Source organism: Chitinophaga sedimenti (genome assembly GCF_023156195.1).
GTDB lineage: Bacteria > Bacteroidota > Bacteroidia > Chitinophagales > Chitinophagaceae > Chitinophaga > Chitinophaga sedimenti.
Window position 1 is genome coordinate 5536578 of the sequence record NZ_JAKUKA010000001.1, and the last position, 23391, is coordinate 5559968.

Consider the following 23391-nt stretch of genomic DNA (forward strand, 5'->3'; position numbering starts at 1 on the left):
GCTGCAGATGGCGGGGGAGGAACGTGTACCACTATACGAACGCATTAATTTTCTTTCTATTTTCTCTTCTAACCTGGACGAGTTTTTCAGGGTGCGCATGCCGGCTATATTGGCCATGAGCCAGGTAGGGCCGGCTAAAATGCTGAAAGACGGTGACGTGCCGGATTCGGCGATCCTGGAAAAAGTCCGGGGGCAAATCCGTATGCAGCAGGAGACTTATGGACGCATCCTGACTCAAAAGGTGCTGCCGGCCTTGCGCGAAAGAGGTGTACACCTGTATTACGGCGAAACCCTGCATGCGGAGCACGCGGATTTTCTGACCGACTTCTTCCTGACCAAAGTGCTGTCTTATTTACAGGTGCTTTGGATCAATTTTGATAAACCGGGGAAGGTATTCCTGGAAAACAATGCCCTGTATTTTGCGGTAAGCGTCACGCCGAAGGGTGCTACTGAGCCGCGTTACGTGATCGTAAACATTCCTACCGCGGATGTGCCGCGCTTCCCGGCGTTACCGGGACAGGCGCCCGCATACATCGCCTGGCTGGACGATATCATCCGTGAGCATCTTGCTTACATCTTTCCATATCACACGATCAACGGCTGTTACAGCGTGAAAATTACCCGCGACGCCGAAATGGACCTGGATGAACTGAGTAGTGATATGTTGGCGCAGGTGGAAAAGATGATCATTCATCGCGAAATTGGTTTGCCGACACGCTTCCTGTACGACCCGGCGATGCCGGAAGAAATGTTGCAACAACTGGCGGCTTATTTTGAAGTGTTACCTGAGGAACGTGTTGCCGGCGGCCGTTATCACAATTTGAAAGACCTGAACGCCCTGCCCATGCCTGTTAGCGGCCCGGACCTCAAATATCCGCCGTTTCCGCCGGTGCATGTGCCGGTGCTGGACCATGCACCCATCCCGGACACGGTTGTAAAACAGGATGTATTGCTGCACCTGCCTTACCAGCGTTATCATTATATATTGCGCTTCTTTAACGAGGCCGCCATCGATCCCGATGTAAAAGAAATTTATGTAACGCTGTACCGCGTGGCTTCCGGCTCACAGATTGTGAACGCGTTAATCAGCGCGGCCCGGAACGGTAAAAAGGTGACCGTGCTGGTGGAACTAAAAGCCCGCTTCGACGAGGCGAACAATATTCACTGGGCGAAGCGCATGAAGGATGCGGGAGTAAAGATTATTTACAGCATCCCCGGGTTAAAAGTGCATGCAAAAATAGCGCTGGTAAAACGCCAACGCGGCCAGGTTTGGGACCACGTAGGGCTAATGGCTACGGGTAACTTTAATGAAAGTACTGCCCGTTTTTACACCGATCATGTATTGTTGACCGCCAACGCGCAAATGACGCAGGAAATGGAGCTATTATTCCTGTACCTGCAAACCCGCCAGCAGCCGCAAGCGTACGGTTTTATTCCATTCAGGGAATTGCTGGTGGCCCAGTTCAACCTGCTCGATCGTTTTAAAGAAATGATCGACCGGGAAATCCAACATGCGCGGGAAGGCAAAAAAGCAGCGATCGTCATCAAATTGAACAACCTGCAGGAAAGGGCGATGATCGAAAAATTGTATGAAGCGGGACATGCGGGCGTGAAAATAGAATTGATTATCCGCGGGATCTGCTGCCTGGTACCGGATTACGCGCCCAATATTACATTGAGGCGTATTGTGGACAGGTACCGGAACATGCGCGGATCTTTGTTTTTCACAATGATGGAAAGGAGGAAATGTACCTCGGTTCCGCCGACTGGATGAACCGCAACCTGCACCGGCGCATCGAAGTATGTTTTCCGGTATATGGCGCGGAACTGAAACGGCAGATAAAAACGATCCTGGACCTGCAATTGGCAGATAATACAAATGCCGTAATATTGGATAATGAAATGCGCAATGTGCCCATCGTTCCCGCCCCCGGCGAGCCGGAAGTGAACGCGCAGACGGGTATTTACGCTTATGTAAAACAACTGCAGCCGGCCGGAGTGCCTGCTGTATAAAATATCAGCTCATGATGAAATACCTGATGGCAATAGGATGCTCTTTGTTACTGGCTCTCCCGGCGGTAGCGCAACAGCCGCAACCCAAACCGGGGCATCTCGACAGTATTTACAACCCGACCGCCAACGCGGAAGCGGAGTTAGGCGCGGCTATTAAAAAGGCGGCGGCCGAAAAGAAGCATGTACTCGTGCAGGTGGGCGGCAACTGGTGTATCTGGTGTAAGCGCCTGTATAAATACGTGGAAGATAGCACTGATTTGCGCACCTACCGTGACGCGAACTATGTAGTATATCATCTCAATTATAGCAAGGAGAACCAGAATCTGCCGCTGCTGGCCAAATACGGTAATCCACAACGTTTCGGGTTCCCGGTGTTGCTGGTGCTGGACGGGCAGGGCAAATTGCTGCACATCCAGGACAGCGGTCTGCTGGAGTCGGCGGACAGTTACGATAAGCGTAAGATCATGGGATTCTTCAGGAACTGGTCGCCCGCCGCGGTAAATAAATCGTAACATGCCGGCCGTCATCAATGATAGTGCTGTAAACGCTTTTCTCCGGAAGATGAACAACCGGTGGAATTTCCGCCTGTTCCTGCTGGCGAAACTGCCTATAGCACTGCTCAGTGGCGTACGTGTAACGCAACTTGACCGGCAAACCTGCACGGCGAAAGTGCCTTTCAAATGGCTTTCGCAGAACCCTTTTCGCTCCACCTACTTCGCGTGCCTTTCTATGGCGGCGGAAATGAGTACCGGGGCTTTAGCCATGATGTATGTACAGGCAGCTTCACAACGTGTATCCATGTTAGTTACAGGTATGGAAGCTGCTTTTAATAAAAAGGCGAAAGATATTACCTGGTTCAGCTGCCATGAGGGCCAGGCCATCGCCGACGCGATTTCGGAAACGATTACTACCGGGCAGCCGGTCACCATAACAATTAACAGTACGGGGAAGGATAAAGCTGGACAGGTGATTGCCAGCTTTAACATTACCTGGTCTTTTAAAGCAAATCAGCATCGATCATGAAAATTGCATTCCACGGCGCGGCGCGCACCGTTACCGGCTCCAAACACCTCATCACTCTAAAGAATGGAAAGAAGATATTGTTAGACTGTGGCATGTTCCGGGCATGGGGCCGGATACAGATTCCCTAAACCGCGAATTTGGGTTTGAACCGAAAGATGTGACCTATATGATTTTGTCCCACGCCCACATCGATCACTCCGGGTTGATCCCACGCCTGACGAAAATGGGGTATTCGGGCAAGATTTATTGCACGCACGCCACGAAAGATCTGACTGAAATATTATTGATGGATTCCGCCGAAATCCAGGAGGACGATATCAAATTCACCAATAAAAGAATGGCGCGCGAAGGCCGGCCCTACCTGCAGCCGCTCTACACTATCGATGATGCTAAAAGTGCGCTGGACCAGCTTCGGCCCATCATGTACCGGCAGTGGTTCCGCATCGATGATGACATTGAAGTGATGTTTACCGACGCCGGTCATATTATTGGCAGCGCGGCCGTGCACCTTCGCATCACCGAAAATGGCAAAACAGAACAGGTGACATTTAGCGGTGACATTGGCCGTTACCGCGATGTGATTTTAAAATCGCCGGAAGAATTTCCGCAGGCAGATGTGATTATCATGGAATCGACTTATGGCGACTCGCTGCATACCGACGTGGCGCCAGCGGACGAGGAGCTATTGAAATACATCCATGAAACCTGCATTAAAAAAAGAGGGAAACTGATTATACCTGCGTTCAGCGTGGGCCGCACCCAGGAATTATTATTCGCGCTGAACAACGCGCAATTGAACGGTATCCTGCCGCCCGTGGATATTTTCGTGGACAGTCCGCTGTCCATGGAGGCTACGGATGTTACGCGTAAACACCCGGAATGCTTTAACCGCACTATCCAGAAGTTGCTGGAGAAGGATGAAGATCCTTTCGATTTTCCCGGACTGCGTTACATCAAATCCGTATCTGAGTCCAAGTTGCTGAATTTCCGTAAAGATCCCTGCGTAATTATTTCCGCATCGGGTATGGCCGAAGCGGGCAGGGTAAAACACCACATCGCCAACTCGATCGATGAATGGAAAAATACGATCCTGCTGGTGGGGTACTGCGAGCCGCAATCGCTGGGTGGTCGCCTGATGCGCGGCGCGAAAGAAGTTTCCATCTTTGGTACTAAATATGAAGTAAAGGCGGAAGTGGGCATTATCCGTTCGCTAAGTGCGCATGGTGACTACGAAGACTTGAGCCAGTGGCTTGCCTGCCAGCATCCGGGTGATGTGAAAAAGCTGTTCCTGGTGCACGGGGAGTATGATGTGCAGCAACATTTCCGGGACTGGCTGCACAAGAAGGGGTATAAAGATGTGACGATCCCGGACAGGCATTTCGAGATCGGCGTTTAAATTTCTATTTATGTTGATATCGGGCCACGGGCGGTGCAGCTGCCGGTGGCCTTTTTATTAATCTTCTATCAGGGGAAACCAGATATTAACACGCGTTCCCGAAGGTTGCCCATCTGCATCCCGGAGATCTTCGATATCGAAAGAGGCGTCCATGCCGAAACGGCTGTTGTATAAAGAGAGACGGTCGCGGGTAATCTGTAATCCCTTGGAGGTGTGCCGCTGGCTGCTGTGCTGTTTAAGTGCGGTGGCAGCCTCGCGCCCCACGCCATTATCTTCGATGGTACACAGAATGCGATCATTAATAACTTTAAAGCTTAGAAGAAGTAACCCCTTTCCCTTTTTGTGCATCAGCCCATGCCAGATGGCATTTTCCAAAAACGGCTGGATGATCATGGACGGTATTTCTGTATAATCCGCATCCAGCTTGGGATCCAGCACCAGTTTGTAATCAAATTGCCCGGAGACCCTTAACCGCTCCAATTCCGGTAGTTTTCCAGCATCTCCAGTTCTTTCGTGATGGAAATGTTATTCAATTGTGAGTGATCCAGCACATTCCGGATCAGCCGGGCGAAGCGGCCGAGATAGGAGAGGGCCTGTTCCGTTTCGTTCTTCAACATAAATGTCTGAATGGAATTCAGGGAATTGAAGATAAAATGCGGGTTCATTTGCGCACGTAGCGCCTTCATTTCCAGCTGATCGATCCGTTGTTGGAAGGCTGCACGTCTTTTTTCATCGCGTTTTACCAGGTACAATCTGGCCTGGAAGTAGCCGTAGACAAGGCTCAATGCAAACAGAAATAACAGCAGCCGGAACCACCAGGTTTGCCAGAATGCTGGTTGCACCACGATATCGAGGGTGGTCATATTCTCGGAAAAAATGCCTGCGGTGTTCACACTGCGCACACGGAACGTGTAGCTGCCCGGCGCCAGGTTGGTGTACCTTGCGGTGAGCAGTCCCCGGGCATTAACCCAGCGTTCGTCCACGCCGTCCAGTTTAAAAAAGTAGCGCAGGCGCTCCTGGTGGTATTGTAAACTCTTAAATTCTATACTGATGAAGTTCTGGCGGTAGTTGAGTTTTACCGGCTGATTGTTGGAGATCAGCGAATCGATGATCATGTCGTGATCAAGCACGCGGAAGCCGGTAATTGTTACATCCGGCGGTGGCGGCGAAGCTACCAGTCGCAGCGGGTCAAAGGCCAGCACGTGATCGGAGGCGCCGGTCATGAGTCGCCCGTCGCGCAGGAGGGCAATGCGCCGTCGAACTTTTCGGTCGTTGTCAATGATGTCGTCGTTTTGAACAAACGAGGTGAGTGCTTTGCCCCGCGGATCGAAACGGTAGAAGCCGTATTGCGTGGTGAGCCATATGCCGTTGTATTTGGAACCCTCAGGCTGAGCACCCATTCATCAAAAAAGGTGTCGTTTACCTTCAACGCCTCGTAGCTGTGAGTGTTAGTGTGATACAGGAACAGGCCATGATCTGTGCCGGCGAGCAGGGTGCTGTCGTTAAGATTGTACAGGCAACTGATGTTGCGGATGGTGTCGAGACCGTGTTGCCAGAACACGACCCGGCGCGTGACCGATTGCGTTTCTGTATTAAATACCAGGATGCCGCCGGTGCTGGTGGCGAGCCACAACAGCGAATCGCCCTGCCTGGCAATGTCCATTACGGAGGTGCTGCGCTGAATGTATTTGAGCACATCGCCGCACAGTTCCGCTTCGCCGGTGCGGGGATTCCAGCGGGCCAGGCCGCGTTTGTAGAGGCCTACCCATACGGTGGAATCGTTCTCCGGCTCCATTGTCAATACCGTCTGGTCGTTAAATGCCCTGGGCTGATAGTGTGTAAACCGCCGCTGCCGGGGATCGAATACGGACAGATAGCCATTTTCCTGTCCGACAAGGATGTTGCCATCAGACAAGGCGTTAATACTCCATACAAGTCCATGCTCTTCGGGCAGGCTATGTTCCGGGTCATTTTCATTTACGCTGAAATGTTGCTTCAGCCGGAACTGATTGTCCATCCACGCCAATCCCTGGCCCCAATAGGCAATAAACACATCGCCGTTCGGACCCTGGAAAATATCGGTGACTTCGGAGCGAGGAAGTTTAGCGTCGTTGGCGGATACGTTGCTGCGATGGTCCAGGCGGGTAAAGGACTGGCTGTGCAGACTCAGGATATTTACGCCGAGGTCTGTTCCGATCCATAGGTGGCCGTCGCGGTCGTTCAGGAAGCAGTTGACTTCATATTCGTAATGCAGCCCCAGTTCATCTTTACGATTGCCGGTGATGTGTTCGGAGAATTTGTCGCCCAGACTATCATACTTAAAAATACCACTATGCTCCGTGGCTACCCAGAGGTTGTGGTTCATGTCCAGCGCAATATCGTAGGCACGCACATTGGCGGTTTTGTCCGGGTGCGGAAAAACATATTCTTTCAGTTCATTGCTGGTGGGGTTGTAGCGGTACAGTATACTATTCCTGCCCGCTATCCACAGCCTGCCGCGGTGGTCGGAAAAAATCTTTTGCGCTGGCGGGAATATTGAGGGCGGCGACCTGGCCGGTATTATTGTATTGCCCGTATAGCGTTTTCCTGTCCTTGCTAAACATGTAAAGATTGCGGGTGCCGCTGATCCACAAATTACCATGAACATCCTCACCGATACCGCTGTTCATCTGCCTGCAAATACTATCCGGAATCGCTGCCGGCCGCAGAAACGCTTTCTTCGAGGGATCGTACTGCAGCAGTCCGGCGCGGGTAGTGGCCCATATTTCGCCATGGTGATCTTCCAGCAGATTATAGCAGGATAGTCCCTGCTGTGATACATCGAGGCCCACTTGCACGGGCATTACCGATTCCCGCGCAGTAACAGGATCGTACATACGAATATTATCGGGAGTGCCTGCCCAGATGCGGCCTTTACGGTCTTCCATCAGGCAGATATCTTCGTAGTAAATAGAACCCGGTACACGGTTGTAATCCGCGATGGTAATGAAGTTGGCGCCATCATACCGCTGCAACGCAGTGCTGGCATCCAGATGAAACCTTTGCGGTCCCGGAGAATGGCGGACACGTGATTGCTCGCCAAACCTTCCTGCATGGTGAGGTGCTTGAAGGTATAGGCGTTCGGTGACTGCTGCGCGTAGCAGGAGGTACTGCATATTAGCGTAATCAGGACTCGTAACCAGTGTCTATAAAAGGCCATTAGCGATTGTTCGTTACCGAAAATACTCTTTTTCAGCTTGTCATGTTAGGAGTTTGTCCGGCAATGGCGGCACGGTATTTTTCTTCGTCGAAGGCGTTTTCGCTTTTAGCAACCACGATGGTGGCCACGCCGTTGCCGATCAGGTTGGTGATGGCACGGGCTTCTGACATAAAACGGTCGACCCCCAGCAGGATCGCGAGCCCTTCGGTGGGTATGACCTTCAGGATGGCAAGCGTGGAGGCGAGTACGATAAAACCGCTGCCCGTCACCCCCGCGGCGCCTTTGGAGGTGATCATCAAAATAAAAATAATAGATGCCTGCTGTCCCAGTGTTAATGGTACATTAAACACCTGGGCCATAAAAATAACGGCCATAGACAGGTAGATGCTGGTGCCATCGAGGTTAAAAGAATATCCGGCCGGGATTACCAGTCCCACCACCGGGCGTGCGCAACCGAGTTGTTCCAGGCGCTCCATAATGCCAGGCAGGGCAGATTCCGACGAGGAAGTGCCGAGCACGATCAGTAATTCTTTGCGGATAAATTTTAAATATTGCCAGAGACTTACCTTATAAAAGCGGCAAATCGTACCAAGAATAATAAAAATGAAAAGAAACATGGTAATATAGACGCTCACCATGAGTTTGCCCAAAGGTTCAAGCGCTTTCAAGCCGTGTTCGCCGATGGTAAAGGCCATGCCCCGAATGCGCCGATCGGCGCCAGCTTCATAACGAATTTTAAGATATTAAAGAATACCTGTGACAGCTTCTCGAAATTAAGGATAATAGAATCGCCGGTAGCGCCCATTTTGGTAAGTCCCCAGCCAAAAGCACAGAAAATACGAGTACCTGCAATACATCGCCCTGTGCAAAGGCCTCTACTACATTAGATGGGATAATGTGGCGGATGAAGTCCATCCAGTCGATGCCGGCGGCTTTTTCCTTATACTCTGCTACCTTGGCGACGTTTTCATTGTGGAATACGACGCCGTGCCCGGGTTTTACGAGATTGGCCACGAGCAGGCCAATGCCGATCGCGAGGGTGGTAACAATTTCGAAGTACAGCAGGGCTTTTCCGCCCACACGCCCCACTTTTTCATATCTCCCATTTTCGCAATACCCAAAACGATGGTGAAAAAGATAATAGGAGCGATCAGCATTTTGATCAGGTTGATAAATAACTCGCTGATGAGTTTGGCGGTGGGTGCGAATCCAGGAAGCACAGACCGACGATAATACCGATGATGATAGCAATGATAACCTGAAAATACAGATGACCGAACAGTTTTTTCATGACGCAGCTAAAAAATTTGGCCTTTAAGATAATGTTAAAAAATATTCTTATTAGGAGAAGTTAATGCCCGGATAAGGATTATCTATTAGGCGGCTCGCGAGATAGGCGTATATTTGCAGGATCAATCGCACCTCGTGCGCTGATCAAAATCATTAATTGGGAATAGAAGGGTTTATAATTTCGTTTCATGAATAACACACCACAAAGAGGAAAAATTCACTGGCTCCGGGAGCTGGATTTTATAGGAATACATTTCGTGCCCTTGTTGGCATTTTTTACGCATGTGACCGCGTTCGACTGGATTTTGTGTGCTGCATTGTACGTGGCGCGTATGTTCTTCGTAACGGGTGGTTATCACCGTTATTTCTCTCACCGGTCGTACAAAACGTCGCGCTGGTTCCAGTTTATCCTGGCCGGTGGTGCGCAGAGCAGTCTGCAGAAAGGCGCTTTATGGTGGGCGGCTAACCACCGTGTGCACCACAAGCACAGCGATACCGAAGAGGATCCGCACTCAGCAAAATTGTATGGTTTCTGGTATTCGCATATTGGCTGGATCATGACGGAAGAGCATAAAGAAACCCGTTATGATCTGATCAAAGACTGGAAAGATCATAAGGAGCTGCATTGGCTTAACAGGTATCATTGGGTGCCTGCTGTAATACTCGCTGTTGCTGTGTATTTCGTAGGTAATAAGGTGAACGGTGCCGGTTGGTTCGACTGGTCTGCTGGCGTTTCTACCTTGCTGATCGGCTTTTTTCTGAGCACTGTGCTGTTGTTTCATGGTACTTTTACCATTAACTCACTGATGCACAAAATTGGTGGTAAACGTTACAAGACCGGTGACGAAAGCCGCAACAGCCTGGTGCTGGCGCTGGTGACACTGGGCGAGGGCTGGCATAATAATCACCACTATTACCAGAGCGCTACCCGTCAGGGCTTTTACTGGTGGGAGATCGATATCACTTATTATATTATTCGCACATTGGGCGTATTTGGTATCGTGTGGGATATTCGCGGTGTGCCTGAAAAAGTGAAGGAAAGTAATAAGGTGAACGCGCCGCATGCTGCTGCTGTGCCCATTGTAGAGCCGGTACACGACTAATATTACACGTAGAATATTGAAAAGGCTTTCCGGAAGGGAGGCCTTTTTTATGCCTCTGCTCCGTCCTGAAATAAGTTCGTTTTAAGTGTCAACTTATTTCAGGACGGAGCAAATTCCCCTAAAATGCTGCTCCGGCTACGAAGCGGCCTTATTGTTTTTAATCGTTATATTGAAGCATGAACAACTTTTATATTTCTACGGATAAGGAAAAGTTGGATGTCGATGTTATTACGGAGTTTCTCAGCCGCAGGTCTTACTGGGCACGGAACAGAAGCAGGGAGCAGGTGGAGCGTACCATCGAACATTCGCTTTGCTTTGGGGTGTATACGGAAGCGGGCGTCCAGGTGGCGTTTGCCAGGTTGGTGACCGATTATACCGTGTTTGCGTATATCATGGACGTGTTCGTGCTCGAGTCGTTCCGCGGACAGGGGATCAGCAAATTGCTTATGCAGCATATCAGCGAACATCCGTCGTTACAGGGCTTGTCTCGCTGGATGTTAGCCACCAGCGATGCGCACCGGTTGTACGAGCAGTTTGGTTTCCGCGGACTCGCGCATCCCGAAAAAATGATGGAAAAACTCTGATCACCGCATAATGTCCGTATCCACCGGCGTGTACCCAAAGTGCCGGCTGATCGACAAAATCTGCCCTTTGTGATGGAATTCGTGCGTGGTCACGTGCGTAAATAATTGCAGCGCGGAAGTTGGCCCCTGCGGTACGTTTACGAGTTCATGCATATCCAAGAACCGCGTGAAAAAAGCTTCCAGCAATTGATCTATCGAGGCGAACAGCTGCCGCGCATCGTCCACATTTTGCACATCGTGAAAAGCAGCATATGGAAAGTCCAGCTGCAGTGCACGTTTGCCGATCCAGGCCTGGTAAGTGGTACAGGTATGCACCAGCAGATTGCGAATGCTGCCGCCGTGGCCAAAACCTGCGCAAGGCGCGGTAAAGTGCATATCGCTAAGGCTGTCGCAATACGCCAGCAGCACTTGCCGCGAACCCTTCACCATCTCGTATTGTTGTGTGATCATGTGTATAAATTTAACAAGTTTGGGACCAGCATCCGTACTTTTTTCAGCGGCCGTGGGTCACTCACTTCAGCCTTTTCTCGCTATTCAACAAGCTAAAGTTACCCTCATAAATTCATCCCGCAAGCCCTGTTGTCGCGTATCGTCGTCAAGTGTCGTGATTGTCGCAATATGTCGTGATTGTCGCAAAGTGTCGCGGCTGAAATGCAAAATTTCTAGAGGGAGAGTGCACGGGGAGTGCACGGGGAGTGCTTGAACAGTGCACGGGGAGTGCACGAATAGTGCACGAAAAGCCCATCTTGAAGGAATCGATACAATCCATTAAAAAAAGTATTTACCTTTGAGCCGAACCTACAATCACCTCTCTTTTAACAATCCACGAAATTTTCTGAAACGCTCTATAACCGGAAGCAATTGCTTCAGGTAGGGCTGATTTTATGTTCAAATCAAAGGTCGCATGGAAAGGAAGACGTTTATATCATTAGTACTCATACTGGGCTCGCTCACTGCGTTAGGTCCTTTTTCGATAGATATGTATCTGCCGGGATTCCCGGCTATTGCCACCTCGCTGGATACTACGGTGTCGCACGTGTCGCTGTCGCTATCAAGTTATTTTATCGGCATATCGGCCGGACAGCTTCTCTACGGCCCGCTGCTCGACCGTTTCGGCCGCAAACCGCCGTTGTTCATAGGCCTGGTGTTATATATATTGGCTTCTGTCGGCTGCTCGTTCGCCGGCACTATCGATCAGCTGGTGGCGCTACGTTTTATCCAGGCGATAGGTAGTTGTGCTGCAGCCGTGGCATCTATTGCCATGGTGCGCGACCTGTTCCCGGTAGAAGATAATGCTAAAGTGTTTGCCCTGCTATTCCTCGTCGTAGGTGCATCGCCGATGATCGCGCCAACGGTGGGGAGCTATGTAACCGCCGCCTGGGGCTGGACTTCGGTGTTCTGGGTGCTCGGCGGTATGGGGGCGCTGCTCCTGCTTGTTTGTATTTACTACCTGCCCGACAGTTATCTGCCCGACACATCGTTGTCGCTGAAACCCGGGCCTATCATCAATAATTTCCTTTCGGTGATCCGTGAGCCGCAGTTTTACACGTTTGCCGTAGCCGGGTCGTTCGCGTTCTCTGGTTTATTTGCTTACGTGGCAGGTTCCCCGCTTTTATTTATGAAAGTGTTCGGGCTTAGTGAAAAGACTTACGGGTGGATCTTTGCGGCTTTATCAGTGGGCTTTATCGGTTCTAACCAGCTGAATACGCTCATCCTCCGCAAATTCCGGAGTGAGCAGATTGTGCCGTTCGCGTTGATCTGCCAGTCAATTACCGCGATCATCTTTGTGATCGGTGTCATGAATGGCTGGTTCGGATTGGGTATTACCTTGTTCCTGTTGTTTATCTATCTCAGCTGCCTGGGGCTTACCAACCCCAATACATCGGCTTTATCGCTCGCGCCGTTTTCGCGGAATGCGGAAGTGCCTCGGCCCTGATGGGCGCTATGCAAATGGGAGTTGGTACACTGGCTTCTGTGTGTGTTAGCCTGTTTGATGAGAAGATGGGCGCTTTGCCCATGGTGTCCGTCATGGCGGTAAGCAGTCTGCTGGCGCTTGGCGCGCTGCTGACCGGCCGCCGTAATATCGCCCGGTTAGCAACCGGGGCTGAAGCAGGCATGGCCGTACATTAAAAATATTTTAATTTGAACATTTGTAGACTGCCATCTATGTATGGCAGTTTTTTTTATGTGGTGGTTCGTGAAATTAATTGGTAATCAGGTCTTTTTTCGCTAAATTCGTCGTCCCCTTGAACTAAAACAAGAAAACTCGATTTACCATTTAACAATTGCCGCGTTATGGCCCCATTACAAAACTACGCTCCGCCTGGCGCCAGGGATCTCAGCTATAAAATGCTTGCGCATCAACTTTCGTCCGCTTTCAAAATTCCTGAAGCGATCGTTACATACGTGTTATTGGAAAAAATGTACCGTGAAAAGCCGGTAGAATGCAAACGTTTTTTTCCGCAAAGTGCATTGCATCATAGTCTGATGAAATCCAAAGGCAGTTATGAGCTGGTAATGCTGTATGACCGGTTGTTTCTGCGGTTTAATGATGGGACTACCTTATCGGCCTGTCATGCAGATATGACATGGGCAGAGTTTTTCAGGGAAATGTGTGTGGGGCGTCCGCAACAATTGTTCACGACCCTGCTGGAAGTTATGCGCAAAAGGGGCGTATAAGGTTATTAACTGAGTTGATCTATAATCTCCTGCCAGATGATCCTGGCGACCTGTTCTCTTTCAACTACCCTTAACCTGTCCTGTAACGGCGCAAGATCTGCGCTCACCTCCTGTACCTGTTTGTTCGCCTCGGCAATGCTGTAAAACTGCTCTCCCGGAGCGAGTACCTGGTAGGTGGTGGTACCTTCGTCGGCGTTAACATCTATGTAGAAGTTATACGGCCTGTGATCAATGTACACCGTTATTATAGAAGTATCCATGGTGAATGATTTTGATCTGATATTTATGTATAAAATTCCGTACCAGAAATCCCCGTACCTATTGTTTCTCCAACAAAATGCATGAGTTCCACATAAAGAGCCTGTGTTTCCCCGCAAATTTTCCATTACCGGCAAGGCAGGCAGTCGCTATTGAAATTTACACAGGCCACCATGGCTGTTTGGGGTAGAACCACCGGATACAGCGGCAAATTGGCAGCATGGCGTTTGTGTGACGGTGCTAAATATTATTTTATGAAAATTCGAACACTACTGATGGTGGGCAGCTTTTATGGCGCCAGTGCTTCTCTTTTCCTGCAGCAATGATGATGACAACGGAACGCCGGCCCTGTCCACCCGTGACCGCACGTTTATGACAGCAGCCTCTCAGGGCAGCTGGGCGGAAGTGGAAATGGGGGGAAACTGGCCGATTCTATTTCTGTCAATGATTCTGTTAATGTATTTGCACAGATGATGGTGGCCGATCACAGTACCGCACAAGCGGAACTGGAGTCTATTTCCAATAACTGGGCTTTCAGTTTGCCCGACACGCCGGATTCACTTCACCTGGCGCAGCAGATGATGTTGGCGGCACTGAGCGGATTGGCCTTTGATACGGCGTATATCAATGGGCAAATTGCCGATCACGCTAAAACAATTACCTTGTTTGAGATGGCGGTGGATAGTAGCAACTCGCCTTCCGTGAGGGCGTATGCTGTAAAATATCTTCCTAAAATCCGGATGCATTACGACCATGTTCAGCGCCTGAAATTACAGGTGCATTAAGTCCGCAGGCCGGTGTGGAACATTTCCCCCATTGGGGCGCGCCGGGCTTACAGTCAGCAACACGGGCCGGCGATATCGCAAGTCCGTGTTGTTTTTAAAAGTATTTGATGCCGGTGGCGGTTAGTAACCAATATACGCTCAGGAAGACTATCAAAAATGAAAGTGACAATGCGAAGTACCGGTGATCCGCCGCCGTGCGGCACGGAAAGGAAGGCCGATGATGAATACCGGCAGGGCAATTACGAAGTTGATTACCACGAATACCGTTGTGAACAGCAGTGTGAAAACCGCTGGCTGTATTACAATCCCGCTGATTAATCCGTACAGAGCGCCCATGACTGCACCAAGCAGTACAAACCAGGCGGCGTACAACAATCCCCTTTTCCAGTTATAGAAAAACCAAGAAAAACCTTTGAGGTCTGCCTGCGGAGGCGGTGGTACTGCTTTACGCGGACCCTCCCCATTCCTGCGTTGTTTTTTATAGCGCGGCCACCAGATGATAAAGCCGGTAATGAACAATACTAATGGCATAAGGCCGCCCAGCAGAGCCAACACCTGGGTGGGGCGGCCACCGAAAGCGCCGTAATGGATGGGCGTCAGCCAGCTGAGGTAGGCGTTGCCCACATCGGGGAAGTCCTGCCGGCTGTTAGTAAGTATCTTGCCGCTGTATTGATCGATCATGATCATTTCGCGGTTGCCACCGACCGGCAGACGTTTGCCGATGAGGTCCACGCGATAATTGCCGGTGGTGTCTGAATCTTTCGGCAGGGCAATGCCGGCGGCGCGACTGCCGGGCAGTGCTGTTTCCGCAATGCGCACAATTTCCGCCGGAGCCATTCGTGTGGCGCCCTCTTGATAAGTGCTTTTCACGCCGAGCAATTTGGCCACGCCCTGTGGGGGCTTACCGCTCAATATAAAAAGCAGGGGAATGACTAAGATAGAAAACGTGATGCACACGCCGGTGAGCGAAAGTATGCTGACTACGGGAGCTGTGTAAAAGCCAAGTACATTGTGCCAGTCGTAGTTTTGTCTTTTAAAACCCGACTTAAACTTTACGGTCAGTACAGCTTTCAGCTGCTTCCATTTCCATTTGTCGGGAACCCAGAGGCGGAGACCGCTGATCGTGAGAATTAACAGGCAAAGTGTGGCCAGTCCCACAATGTAACGTCCGGCGACAGGAATCAGGAGTTCCCGGTGCAGGTCGGTAACAATGTGGATAAAGCTGCTTTCGTAAATGCGTTTGCCCGACAAATCGCCGGTGTATGGGTTGATGAAAAACTGTTCTTCCGTTTTGAAGTTGTAAGCGCTGTAGGCGTCGTTGGGGCCATTTTCCAAGTTTTGTACATAATCGATGTGCGCTTCCGGGTGCTTTTGAAGAAAAAGCGGGATAACGTCACCCAGCGGGATTTTTTGTTGCTGCGCCGTCACCTCAAACAGTTCGCGGTTCAGGGCCCGGTCTATTTCATCATCAAAAACAAGAATGCTGCCGGTAACTCCCGTAAATGCTACAATGGCGCCGGCGATAATACCCAGGTACAAGTGCCATTTGCCAAACCATCTTTGTTGATGTCTGGCCCATTTAAGACGTTTTTTCTGTTTCATTAAGTTGATCTTTTCGCGGAAGTTTGGGTAGGCGGGTACACTCCCGTTAAGCAAAGCGCAAAACGGGAATGTCCCTCGCTTAAAAAGCTGCAGCGAAATTAAACCGCTGCTGCTTCCGCAAAAAGACGGATCGGGAAAATCTCTTGCTTAAAAAGGAAAACGGCTATTCGTATAATGTTTGTTCGGCGGTGAAATATGTTTTGCGGCCGCCCTTTGTTTGTTGCTGAATCGGCGCGCCGCCGGGACTTTCCTTCGTATGATGCTGGTGAATTTTCAGAAAATCGCGCACCTCGCCGCTGATGATATCCGGTTTGTGTTTGCGAATTTGTCTGATGGCTTCGTTGAGCACATGACGAATGGCTTTCAGCAGGGCTTTCACTGGGCCTCGGGGATGGCTTTGGCCACCGAGAAAGGCGAAATACCTGCCTCCCACAGAATTTCATCCGCATATGCATTACCGATGCCGCGTACCACGTGCTGGTCTAGCAGCAGGTTTTTCACGGCTGCCCGTGATTTGCCTAGTGTTTGCGCCAGGTAGGCTTGTGTGAACTCCTCTGACAAGGCGTCCGGGGCTTCGCCCGGGGTGGGTTCAGCGTGGGATTGGCGATGCCCCGGTAGTCTGTAAGAGAGAGCCTACTTCCATCTTCAAAAGAAAGCGAGAAAATAGTGTGTTTCTCCTCGGCGGCATCATCTGTAAAAACCAATTTGCCGTGCAGCATGAGGTGAATGCCCAGTAACTGCTCCTCGTCGAAGGCCAGTCGCAGCTCTTTGCCTTCGCGGTACACCTTTTTAATTGGCGGCCACGCAGGGCTTTAAGGAAGGCGGCGGCGGAGGTTTTTGTATTGGCGCCACTTTTAAGGTATGTATCAGAAACGGTTTTGCCGTGCAATATTTTCTGAAGGTTGTGACTGAATACTTCGAGATCGGGTAATTCCGGCATGATCGGCGTGATTTTTTTCTTACGTGGTGAATATTAGTATTCATTGGCACATATTCCATGCCACAGGTAACATAGCGCTCACAATGATCGTGTGGCAAATGGGGGCTTGTCCTGGTTTTGAATCCGATAAGTAAATAAATTTTCGCTAAAAAATATTAGGATGCGTTAACACCGGTCCCACTGCTTAGTTCAGGCAGGTGTTCGAAAGGGGCCGGCTTTTTATCCTGCGCGTATTTAGTTAACTTCATCCTATCTTGTGCCGGTTTTATGAGCGAAAAAATTCTGATCGTCGAGGATAATTTTATTGAGGCTAACAACCTGCAATTGCTGCTTGAGCGCGCCGGGTACGTGGTGAGTGGAATCGCTGCGAGCGTGGACAAAGCACTCACGATCATATCACGGGAAATGCCGGATTTTGTGCTGCTGGATATCTTTCTCCGTGGCGAAGCCACCGGCATCGATCTGGCCAGGGAGTTGCGCAAACGGCAAATTGCTTTCATTTACCTTTCCGCCAATTCCGATAAAACTACGCTGGAAGCCGCGAAGGCTACCGTTCCGTATGGTTTCCTGGTAAAACCTTTCCGGGAGAAAGATGTGCTTGTAAGCCTGGAAATTGCCCGTTACCTGCATCTGCATAATTCGGACGCCCTCACGCGCCGGCAGTCGCCACAACCGGCTTCGCCCGCTACGCCTGATCAGTCGCACGGCATTGTGGGCAATAGTCCGCAGTTGCAGGAAGTGTTACGCCAGCTGCAAATTGTGGCGCCGGTAGATACAGCTGTGCTCCTCACCGGCGAAAGTGGCACGGGAAAGGAAGTGATGGCGCGTTACCTGCATGCTATTTCGCCCCGTCGCCGTAAGCCGATGGTAATGGTGAATTGTGCCGCATTGCCGGCTACACTCATCGAATCTATTTTATTCGGTTATGAAAAGGGCGCCTTCACCGGCGCGCGTGAAAAGAGCATCGGCAAATTTGAGCAGGCCGACGGCGGTACTATTTTTCTCGATGAGATCTCTGAAATACCGCTGGAGCTGCAATCCAAGCTGCTGCGGGTGTTGCAGGAAAAAGAGGTGGACCGCATCGGATCAGCTTCTCCCAAAAAAGTAGATGTTCGCATCATAGCCGCCTCTAACCGCAACCTCGAAAAGGAGGTGGCCGAAGGTCGTTTCCGGATGGATTTATATTATCGTATTCACGTGTTTCCCGTTAACCTGCCGCCGTTGCGTGAAAGAAGGGACGATATTGCTTTGCTGGCGGAATATTTTGTGGCGTTGTACGGCGCCCGCACCGGCAGGCAGGGTGTTACGTTGAGTAAACAGGCATTGGATGAGCTCAGGGCGCATCACTGGCCGGGCAACATCCGCGAACTGGAACATACGCTGGAACGGGCGGTGTTGTTAAGCGAAAATCAAATCATTCAAAAAATACCTTTGCCGGTAAGTCTTTCCGAAGCTTTTTCGGGCGGACTTAAAACCTTCGAGGAAAACGAAAGGCAGCATATTATCACAGTATTACGCCAATGCAACGGCAAGATTTACGGTCCGGGCGGTGCCGCTGAAATACTGGACATGAACGTATCCACCCTCAACTCCCGCATCAAAAAACTGGGCATCGATAAAGAAGCTCTTTAAATCTGCAGCCTGCTTAATGTTTCGCGCGATACGCCAATGTAAGCGGCGATCAGCGACTTGGGGACGCGCTGAAACAGCGAGGGGTATTGCTCTAACAGCTGCCTGTACCGCGATTGCGCATCGTTGGTCATTAACGCCATCACACGCCGCTGCATGTGCAAAAATCCTGAAGTAACTTTCAGTCGCGAGAAATGTTCGAATTTATGCAGTTCGGCGCTGAGCTTATTACGGTCTTCCAGGGTAAAATAAAGTAACTCCACATCTTCCAGGCATTGTATGGTGTATACAGCCCGCGTGCCGGTATTGTACGCCTGGTAATCCGATACCCACCAGTCTTCCATCGAAAATTGCAGAATGTGCTCTTTACCCAGGTCGTCTGTCAGGAAGGTTTTGAGCAGCCCTTTCACCACAAAATATTCATGCTGGACCATATCGCCGGGTTGCACGATGATCGCGTGTTTCTTGAATTTTTTGGTTGGAAATGCGAAGCGATATAGTCGAATTCCTTGTCGGAAAATTCGACCAGCGCGTTCAGGTGTTCCCGGAGGGCGGTAAACAGGTGCTCCATGTTGCTAAAATAAAGCTATTCTGTGATGTACGTCACATCAAAACAGTGAGGTACGTCCTTTATGGACGTCCGGAACCGCTGTAGCTTTGTATAAATTTTTTAGATATGACATTTTTAATTGCACTGTTGGGCCTTGTGCTGCCCAACACACCTGAAACTGCAGCCCCTAAAAAAGTATTATTCGTGGTGACATCCTTCAGTGAAGTAAAAGGTGTTGGTAAAACCGGTCTTTGGCTGGAAGAATTTACCACGCCGTATTATGAACTGACTGCCAGAGGAATAGCGGTGACCATCGCTTCGCCACGCGGCGGGAAAACGCCTGTGGACCCGAAGAGCACTGCCGAAAACATGCAGACCGCTTCTGTTAAAAAATATTTAACCGATCCGGCTGCACAGCAAAAGCTGAACAGCGCACTGCCTTTGTCGACGGTGAACGCAGGCGACTACGACGCCGTGTTTTATCCCGGTGGCCACGGCCCGATGTGGGATTTGGTAGATGATAAGCATTCCATTGCGCTGATCAGTCGTTTTTATGAGCAGGGCAAACCTGTATCGCTGGTGTGTCATGCTCCGGCGGTGTTGAAGAACGTGAAAACAAAAGATGGCGCCTGGTTCGTACACGGCAAAACTGTATCCGGTTTTACCAATACAGAAGAAGTGGCCGGCGGTGCGTTGGATATGACACCTTTTTCGCTGGAAGATATGTTGAAAGAACATGGCGCAAAGTATGAACGCGGGGCCGATTGAGCGCGTTCGCGGTGCAGGATGGCTTGTTGATTACTGGTCAGAACCCTTCGTCGGCGGGACTTGTAGCAGAAAAGTTGCTTTCTGCGCTGGGTGTGAAGTAAAGGATGTTTAAACGGTGAGCGGTGTTCCCCGTTTTTGTAAAGATTCCGTGCGAACCGAATGTCCTGTTCAGGCAGCGAATGGATTGAATTTGTGAAGCGTTATACGGCCGTTGATAAAAGATGAGGTGGAGGAAATGAAAACGATGAATATTTCGAGCTGCTGGCGATTACTTAAAAAGAAAAAGGGCTGCTCAGTGAGCAACCCTTTGTACCGCGTACGGTACCAAAACCGAACTCTTTTCTGCACGATTTGAAGAAGTTAGCCTCACTTTTAGTCGCTTAGATATTTATATTATATTTAATTAGTGTAGGGCATGAGAAGCTCTCTATAAGGGCCCGCTTTCCTGTACGGTCGTCGGATCATGGGCGGCGACGGCTTTTACCCTGTAACTACTGCAACACTAGCACACTGTAACTGCCATCTGATATTCGTCGCTGACTTTGCTTCTCGGTATTTCCTGCTTTTTCTGTTCTCCTTCAGGTTTCTGATCAGGTTACTGCCAGCCCCACTGCTTATTTAAGTAAAAAATGTTATTAACGTAACACACGCCCCTTATACTTTAATCTATGAATCGCTGGATAAAGATCTTATTCATAGTCATTATAGCCGTACTATTGACATGGCTCTATGTCAGTCCGGGTGCGTATCAGCAACGGATTCGGGAGATTAATTTATTGCTTTCACAAAAACGCTTTCCAGCATTATCAATGTCGCAGCAACGGGATTTCGACAGTATCATTAATACAATAGCGACGGTGTCCGGGTTAAAGCAAAAGGTTTTTATCAACCAGCCTTTCGATGTGGCGGATGCTGCAGACAACGGACTTCATTTTTTTATCACAGATCATCAGACATCGTCTTTCACCAACTGCCAGCAGGGAAATGCTGTATATGATGCAGCCATCAAAGCGGTATTCATCGATATATCGCTACTCCGGTCTTCCGACTGGATGAGTTATGCTCCGCAAGTAGGATTCGAGATACTGGAAGAAGATATGCCTTTTTGAAGGTATACCTGGCTTATGTCTTGCTGCATGAACTCGGACATCATGAGTTGGGACACGGATCGGCCGGTAATCTCAGTTATGAAAACAAAGGGGATAGGGAGTTCCGACAGAAAGAAAAGGATGCAGACAGATATGCCTTTACTATTTTCGGAAAGTTGTTGCAGGCTAATCCAATGGTACGTAAAAAGGCAGACAGTATTATAGAGATAACACTCGATAATGCGACCCAGAAGGAAGATGCCGCTATTGCTATTCTTTATATGGCCGAAACAATTCTACTCTGCATGCAATTTGGCTTGTCACCTTATTCCCAATATTATTCAGATGATGCACACCCAACCTATTTGGATCGGATAAACGGAGTAGCAGAGGAGATCGCCGCTCTTCCTGATATTCGTCCCGATATTGTCGCTAAAGCCAGGCGCTTGCAAAAAACAATCGCAGTTACTCAGTCCCTCATTGGTCGGTATGATATAGCTGAGATTACGCTCAACGACGGTATTCTGGATGCAGCGTTTTATCCTGAAGGCGTTCGTTTTATTTCTACAAAATTTAACGGCTATACGCAAATTCCTTTTGCTAAAGTACGACAATATGCTGGTTCTGGGTTATGGCATTACAACGAGCAACCAGCAGACCTAATTCCGTTTAAAGCCTCCTTGGACTCAAGCGCAGATATTATTCTGTTTTCCCTGAAAAATGCCGGTACATATTGCCTGGAAAAGGGAACCGACCGTTTATACGCCGTTGAGAAGAATGCTTTCAGAATGCTACCGGCCGATACTTTTGACCACGCATTTGAAACGCCGGGCACTGTTGTGTATGGTCCTATGCCCTCACCCAATGTGTATGTTCTTGCTGGTGGAGAACTAAAAAGCGTTTCAGCAAAGGGGGAGCCACCAAAACACAAAAGCAGCTTGAAGAGTCAATTGCTGATAAATTCCACTTGTCTTCAGTGGAGCTGGACAATCTTCATCCGCTGCCCAACGGTAATTTTTTGGGTATGGGCTTTAGAGCTAAGCAGGATACGATAGAAAGGCTTGGCGTGGTGATACTGGACGGGGAAAATCTTGCAGTTAAAAAGTCCGTATTATTCAATCTGCCGGACAGTTTCTTTGCTGCAAATACTTATGATAATCACTTTAATGGAGGAGAAAATCTGCTGCTATTTTCCCAAAACGCAGCATTAGATGTTTATATCACTACAGTCGAAAAACGGGCGACGTCAATACCTCCGGCTGCTGTGGAAGATCGATCAACTGGGAAATCCCCGTTTTTTGAAACGAATAGAGTTTCTAACTAAAGACATCGGGCGAGAAAAGTGGAACAGATCAACCTCCCCTACATGTATAAGCAGAGAGTGTCTTCTATTGGAGACGATATGTTTATCGCAAATTGGAATAGTGATCTATGTTACCTGCTTGATTTGCGAACTGAATCTGTGAGCCCGGCATTTTATCCCGGTGACGAAGAGCAAAAATTCAAAGGAGGCATTGGCGGCAAGGCGCTATATTTTATACTGGGAACAAAAAGATGTTTTCTAATAGATTATAATAAAACTAAACAACATGAATAAGAAGATTTTTGTTTTTCCGGTGGCCCTGATCGTTGGATTTTTGATCTGGTCGCTAATGATCAACACCCATCAGCGTACATTTGGTGCCCAATCGGTACCATTTCAAAAAAACGTGCTTTTTGCAGTATATGGGTTCACTGTGACACTAATTGGTGTATTTCTGGGTTCCGCTTATAGGGCGTTACAAGCACTTCGTGAGAAAGGGACAAAGAGAATTCCAAACCTTGGAAAATTTTTTACTGGGCTGCTTTCTTCAGTTGATTTATGGATAGGCATTGTCAGTGCACCAATAGTATTTGCTCTTATATGGCAATCTCTGGCTACAGTGAGTATTGCCGGGCTTACCGTTGTTGCTCTTCAGAACGGATTTTGCTGCACGCTTATAGTGGGTAATCTGGTCAGCGGACAGGCTGCAGGCGTAAGTCAGCCTGTTAAAAAGGAAGAGATAGGCTAAATAGTTATCTTATGAATTCCTGTTCTGCCGAAAATGGGCAGGTCTAAATAATGAAAATAAGTTAATCTGGAGTTATAAATAACGTTAAGCTCAGATGTCTGAAATCGCGGCTCTACGGAGAAAACAAGCCCAATCTAATGAGCCTAATCATTTAAGGGTGCAGTGGCCAGATGTGCTCCATTCCCGTACGGTCACCTACGGTATTTCGAACGTAGAAGAGTAATACCCCATCAGCCAATATTAATCTGTTTTATATCAAAAAAATAGGAACAGACTTTCATCTGTTCCTACCTTGTACCCCACAAGGTACCATCTTCGAACCATTTCTTGCATGATCTAAAAAAATTAGCAAGTATTTTGGTAGCATAAGTTTGTGAATAATAGTGATTTGTGGCTTTTTCTAAGGTTGACTTCGTGTCGTAGCGAAATTTTA

26 protein-coding genes and 3 pseudogenes are annotated in these 23391 nt (G+C 49.2%); 17 read left to right on the forward strand and 12 right to left on the reverse strand.

Annotated features, from left to right (window positions below; genetic code table 11):
• Positions 1 to 7 precede the first annotated feature (7 nt).
• The 5 genes and pseudogenes from ppk1 (at position 8) to MKQ70_RS31865 (ending at position 4432) form a co-directional block, all read left to right on the forward strand.
• Positions 8 to 2013, forward strand: a pseudogene (gene ppk1, locus MKQ70_RS31850) (polyphosphate kinase 1).
• An 11-nt stretch (positions 2014 to 2024) separates the two neighbouring features.
• Entirely contained in the window at positions 2025 to 2525 is a 501-nt protein-coding gene (locus MKQ70_RS31855; RefSeq protein WP_248078782.1) for a thioredoxin family protein, read from the forward strand.
• Position 2526: 1 nt separating this feature from the next.
• Positions 2527 to 3036 carry a DUF4442 domain-containing protein gene (locus MKQ70_RS31860; protein WP_248078784.1) on the forward strand — a complete coding sequence of 170 codons (510 nt, stop codon included), beginning with the start codon at positions 2527 to 2529 and terminating at the stop codon, positions 3034 to 3036.
• Positions 3033 to 3164 carry a hypothetical protein gene (locus MKQ70_RS40240; RefSeq protein WP_282456906.1) on the forward strand — a complete coding sequence of 44 codons (132 nt, stop codon included), beginning with the start codon at positions 3033 to 3035 and terminating at the stop codon, positions 3162 to 3164. The genes MKQ70_RS31860 and MKQ70_RS40240 overlap by 4 nt, the downstream gene beginning before the upstream one ends.
• Positions 3165 to 3193: 29 nt before the next feature.
• Entirely contained in the window at positions 3194 to 4432 is a 1239-nt protein-coding gene (locus tag MKQ70_RS31865; protein WP_248078787.1) for an MBL fold metallo-hydrolase RNA specificity domain-containing protein, read from the forward strand.
• A gap of 57 nt (positions 4433 to 4489) precedes the next feature.
• On the opposite strand, the gene MKQ70_RS31870 is transcribed toward MKQ70_RS31865, so the two are convergent.
• From MKQ70_RS31870 to dctA, 5 genes and pseudogenes are all read right to left on the reverse strand, one after another.
• On the reverse strand, positions 4490 to 4912 hold the full coding sequence (locus tag MKQ70_RS31870) for a LytS family sensor histidine kinase (RefSeq protein ID WP_248078790.1): 423 nt from the start codon (positions 4910 to 4912) through the stop codon (positions 4490 to 4492).
• Entirely contained in the window at positions 4900 to 5655 is a 756-nt protein-coding gene (locus MKQ70_RS31875; RefSeq protein ID WP_248078793.1) for a histidine kinase, read from the reverse strand. The genes MKQ70_RS31870 and MKQ70_RS31875 overlap by 13 nt, the downstream gene beginning before the upstream one ends.
• The gene (locus MKQ70_RS31880; RefSeq protein WP_248078796.1) at positions 5652 to 6824 is read right to left on the reverse strand and encodes a ligand-binding sensor domain-containing protein; all 1173 of its coding nucleotides are present in this window, start codon (positions 6822 to 6824) and stop codon (positions 5652 to 5654) included. The genes MKQ70_RS31875 and MKQ70_RS31880 overlap by 4 nt, the downstream gene beginning before the upstream one ends.
• Positions 6825 to 6900: 76 nt before the next feature.
• Positions 6901 to 7587 (reverse strand): two-component regulator propeller domain-containing protein, encoded by a 687-nt coding sequence (locus MKQ70_RS31885; protein ID WP_248078798.1) that lies wholly within the window; start codon positions 7585 to 7587, stop codon positions 6901 to 6903.
• 76 nt (positions 7588 to 7663) lie between these two features.
• Positions 7664 to 8851, reverse strand: a pseudogene (gene dctA, locus MKQ70_RS42965) (C4-dicarboxylate transporter DctA).
• Positions 8852 to 9109: 258 nt separating this feature from the next.
• Here dctA and MKQ70_RS31895 point away from each other — a divergent pair.
• Both MKQ70_RS31895 and MKQ70_RS31900 read left to right on the forward strand, forming a co-directional pair.
• Complete coding sequence (locus tag MKQ70_RS31895) at positions 9110 to 10024, forward strand: acyl-CoA desaturase (RefSeq protein WP_248078801.1); 915 nt, start codon at positions 9110 to 9112, stop codon at positions 10022 to 10024.
• Between the two features lie 176 nt (positions 10025 to 10200).
• The gene (locus MKQ70_RS31900) at positions 10201 to 10608 is read left to right on the forward strand and encodes a GNAT family N-acetyltransferase (protein WP_248078803.1); all 408 of its coding nucleotides are present in this window, start codon (positions 10201 to 10203) and stop codon (positions 10606 to 10608) included.
• Here the strand turns inward: MKQ70_RS31900 and MKQ70_RS31905 are convergent, their stop codons facing one another.
• Positions 10609 to 11058, reverse strand: a complete 450-nt coding sequence (locus MKQ70_RS31905; protein WP_248078806.1) for a DinB family protein — start codon at positions 11056 to 11058, stop codon at positions 10609 to 10611.
• A gap of 454 nt (positions 11059 to 11512) precedes the next feature.
• Between MKQ70_RS31905 and MKQ70_RS31910 the strand changes: the two genes are divergently transcribed.
• The 3 genes from MKQ70_RS31910 to MKQ70_RS31920 all read left to right on the forward strand — a co-directional run bounded on the left by MKQ70_RS31910 (position 11513) and on the right by MKQ70_RS31920 (position 13287).
• On the forward strand, positions 11513 to 12544 hold the full coding sequence (locus MKQ70_RS31910; RefSeq protein ID WP_248078808.1) for a multidrug effflux MFS transporter: 1032 nt from the start codon (positions 11513 to 11515) through the stop codon (positions 12542 to 12544).
• On the forward strand, positions 12544 to 12738 hold the full coding sequence (locus MKQ70_RS31915; RefSeq protein WP_248078810.1) for a hypothetical protein: 195 nt from the start codon (positions 12544 to 12546) through the stop codon (positions 12736 to 12738). Before MKQ70_RS31910 ends, MKQ70_RS31915 begins: the two co-directional genes overlap by 1 nt.
• Before the next feature lie 165 nt (positions 12739 to 12903).
• The gene (locus MKQ70_RS31920; RefSeq protein ID WP_248078812.1) at positions 12904 to 13287 is read left to right on the forward strand and encodes a hypothetical protein; all 384 of its coding nucleotides are present in this window, start codon (positions 12904 to 12906) and stop codon (positions 13285 to 13287) included.
• Between the two features lie 5 nt (positions 13288 to 13292).
• Here MKQ70_RS31920 and MKQ70_RS31925 read toward each other — a convergent pair whose 3' ends face one another.
• On the reverse strand, positions 13293 to 13547 hold the full coding sequence (locus MKQ70_RS31925; RefSeq protein WP_248078815.1) for a hypothetical protein: 255 nt from the start codon (positions 13545 to 13547) through the stop codon (positions 13293 to 13295).
• Between the two features lie 420 nt (positions 13548 to 13967).
• Here MKQ70_RS31925 and MKQ70_RS31930 point away from each other — a divergent pair, with 420 nt between their 5' ends.
• Positions 13968 to 14330, forward strand: a complete 363-nt coding sequence (locus MKQ70_RS31930; protein WP_282457805.1) for a DUF4142 domain-containing protein — start codon at positions 13968 to 13970, stop codon at positions 14328 to 14330.
• Positions 14331 to 14480: 150 nt separating this feature from the next.
• Here MKQ70_RS31930 and MKQ70_RS31935 read toward each other — a convergent pair whose 3' ends face one another.
• From MKQ70_RS31935 to MKQ70_RS42970, 4 genes and pseudogenes are all read right to left on the reverse strand, one after another.
• Complete coding sequence (locus tag MKQ70_RS31935; RefSeq protein WP_248078821.1) at positions 14481 to 15932, reverse strand: PepSY-associated TM helix domain-containing protein; 1452 nt, start codon at positions 15930 to 15932, stop codon at positions 14481 to 14483.
• A gap of 163 nt (positions 15933 to 16095) precedes the next feature.
• Complete coding sequence (locus MKQ70_RS31940; protein ID WP_248078824.1) at positions 16096 to 16311, reverse strand: Fpg/Nei family DNA glycosylase; 216 nt, start codon at positions 16309 to 16311, stop codon at positions 16096 to 16098.
• Positions 16308 to 16493 (reverse strand): Fpg/Nei family DNA glycosylase, encoded by a 186-nt coding sequence (locus MKQ70_RS31945; protein ID WP_248078827.1) that lies wholly within the window; start codon positions 16491 to 16493, stop codon positions 16308 to 16310. The genes MKQ70_RS31940 and MKQ70_RS31945 overlap by 4 nt, the downstream gene beginning before the upstream one ends.
• Positions 16451 to 16872 (reverse strand): annotated as a pseudogene (locus MKQ70_RS42970) (DNA-formamidopyrimidine glycosylase family protein). The gene MKQ70_RS31945 and the pseudogene MKQ70_RS42970 overlap by 43 nt, the downstream one beginning before the upstream one ends.
• 267 nt (positions 16873 to 17139) lie before the next feature.
• On the opposite strand from MKQ70_RS42970, the gene MKQ70_RS31960 reads away from it, so the two are divergent.
• Positions 17140 to 18504: a sigma-54-dependent transcriptional regulator gene (locus tag MKQ70_RS31960; protein WP_248078833.1), complete on the forward strand. Its 1365-nt coding sequence runs from the start codon at positions 17140 to 17142 to the stop codon at positions 18502 to 18504.
• On the opposite strand, the gene MKQ70_RS31965 is transcribed toward MKQ70_RS31960, so the two are convergent.
• The gene (locus tag MKQ70_RS31965) at positions 18501 to 18950 is read right to left on the reverse strand and encodes a Crp/Fnr family transcriptional regulator (protein ID WP_248078835.1); all 450 of its coding nucleotides are present in this window, start codon (positions 18948 to 18950) and stop codon (positions 18501 to 18503) included. The two genes, MKQ70_RS31960 and MKQ70_RS31965, sit on opposite strands and share 4 nt — an antisense overlap.
• A gap of 227 nt (positions 18951 to 19177) precedes the next feature.
• On the opposite strand from MKQ70_RS31965, the gene MKQ70_RS31970 reads away from it, so the two are divergent.
• From MKQ70_RS31970 to MKQ70_RS31990, 5 genes are all read left to right on the forward strand, one after another.
• Complete coding sequence (locus tag MKQ70_RS31970; protein ID WP_248078837.1) at positions 19178 to 19819, forward strand: type 1 glutamine amidotransferase domain-containing protein; 642 nt, start codon at positions 19178 to 19180, stop codon at positions 19817 to 19819.
• A 668-nt stretch (positions 19820 to 20487) separates the two neighbouring features.
• Positions 20488 to 20928 (forward strand): hypothetical protein, encoded by a 441-nt coding sequence (locus MKQ70_RS31975; RefSeq protein WP_248078839.1) that lies wholly within the window; start codon positions 20488 to 20490, stop codon positions 20926 to 20928.
• Entirely contained in the window at positions 20925 to 21962 is a 1038-nt protein-coding gene (locus tag MKQ70_RS31980; protein WP_248078841.1) for a phage exclusion protein Lit family protein, read from the forward strand. The genes MKQ70_RS31975 and MKQ70_RS31980 overlap by 4 nt, the downstream gene beginning before the upstream one ends.
• Positions 21932 to 22231, forward strand: a complete 300-nt coding sequence (locus tag MKQ70_RS31985; protein ID WP_248078843.1) for a hypothetical protein — start codon at positions 21932 to 21934, stop codon at positions 22229 to 22231. Before MKQ70_RS31980 ends, MKQ70_RS31985 begins: the two co-directional genes overlap by 31 nt.
• Before the next feature lie 265 nt (positions 22232 to 22496).
• A complete protein-coding gene (locus MKQ70_RS31990) occupies positions 22497 to 22958 on the forward strand; it encodes a hypothetical protein (protein ID WP_248078846.1) in 462 nt (153 codons plus the stop codon).
• Positions 22959 to 23391: the final 433 nt, after the last annotated feature.

What these genes read in the sequence shown, in the direction of transcription:
- MKQ70_RS31935 (WP_248078821.1), bottom strand. Translation starts at nt 15,932, where the DNA reads ATGAAACAGAAAAAACGTCTTAAATGGGCCAGACATCAACAAAGATGG.
- MKQ70_RS31905 (WP_248078806.1), bottom strand. Translation starts at nt 11,058, where the DNA reads ATGATCACACAACAATACGAGATGGTGAAGGGTTCGCGGCAAGTGCTG.
- MKQ70_RS31860 (WP_248078784.1), top strand. Translation starts at nt 2,527, where the DNA reads ATGCCGGCCGTCATCAATGATAGTGCTGTAAACGCTTTTCTCCGGAAG.
- MKQ70_RS31985 (WP_248078843.1), top strand. Translation starts at nt 21,932, where the DNA reads ATGGGCTTTAGAGCTAAGCAGGATACGATAGAAAGGCTTGGCGTGGTG.
- MKQ70_RS31990 (WP_248078846.1), top strand. Translation starts at nt 22,497, where the DNA reads ATGAATAAGAAGATTTTTGTTTTTCCGGTGGCCCTGATCGTTGGATTT.
- MKQ70_RS31900 (WP_248078803.1), top strand. Translation starts at nt 10,201, where the DNA reads ATGAACAACTTTTATATTTCTACGGATAAGGAAAAGTTGGATGTCGAT.
- MKQ70_RS31875 (WP_248078793.1), bottom strand. Translation starts at nt 5,655, where the DNA reads ATGACCGGCGCCTCCGATCACGTGCTGGCCTTTGACCCGCTGCGACTG.
- MKQ70_RS31855 (WP_248078782.1), top strand. Translation starts at nt 2,025, where the DNA reads ATGATGAAATACCTGATGGCAATAGGATGCTCTTTGTTACTGGCTCTC.
- MKQ70_RS31910 (WP_248078808.1), top strand. Translation starts at nt 11,513, where the DNA reads ATGGAAAGGAAGACGTTTATATCATTAGTACTCATACTGGGCTCGCTC.
- MKQ70_RS31970 (WP_248078837.1), top strand. Translation starts at nt 19,178, where the DNA reads ATGACATTTTTAATTGCACTGTTGGGCCTTGTGCTGCCCAACACACCT.
- MKQ70_RS31915 (WP_248078810.1), top strand. Translation starts at nt 12,544, where the DNA reads ATGGGCGCTATGCAAATGGGAGTTGGTACACTGGCTTCTGTGTGTGTT.
- MKQ70_RS31960 (WP_248078833.1), top strand. Translation starts at nt 17,140, where the DNA reads ATGAGCGAAAAAATTCTGATCGTCGAGGATAATTTTATTGAGGCTAAC.
- MKQ70_RS40240 (WP_282456906.1), top strand. Translation starts at nt 3,033, where the DNA reads ATGAAAATTGCATTCCACGGCGCGGCGCGCACCGTTACCGGCTCCAAA.
- MKQ70_RS31895 (WP_248078801.1), top strand. Translation starts at nt 9,110, where the DNA reads ATGAATAACACACCACAAAGAGGAAAAATTCACTGGCTCCGGGAGCTG.
- MKQ70_RS31885 (WP_248078798.1), bottom strand. Translation starts at nt 7,587, where the DNA reads ATGCAGTACCTCCTGCTACGCGCAGCAGTCACCGAACGCCTATACCTT.
- MKQ70_RS31975 (WP_248078839.1), top strand. Translation starts at nt 20,488, where the DNA reads ATGAATCGCTGGATAAAGATCTTATTCATAGTCATTATAGCCGTACTA.
- MKQ70_RS31920 (WP_248078812.1), top strand. Translation starts at nt 12,904, where the DNA reads ATGGCCCCATTACAAAACTACGCTCCGCCTGGCGCCAGGGATCTCAGC.
- MKQ70_RS31925 (WP_248078815.1), bottom strand. Translation starts at nt 13,547, where the DNA reads ATGGATACTTCTATAATAACGGTGTACATTGATCACAGGCCGTATAAC.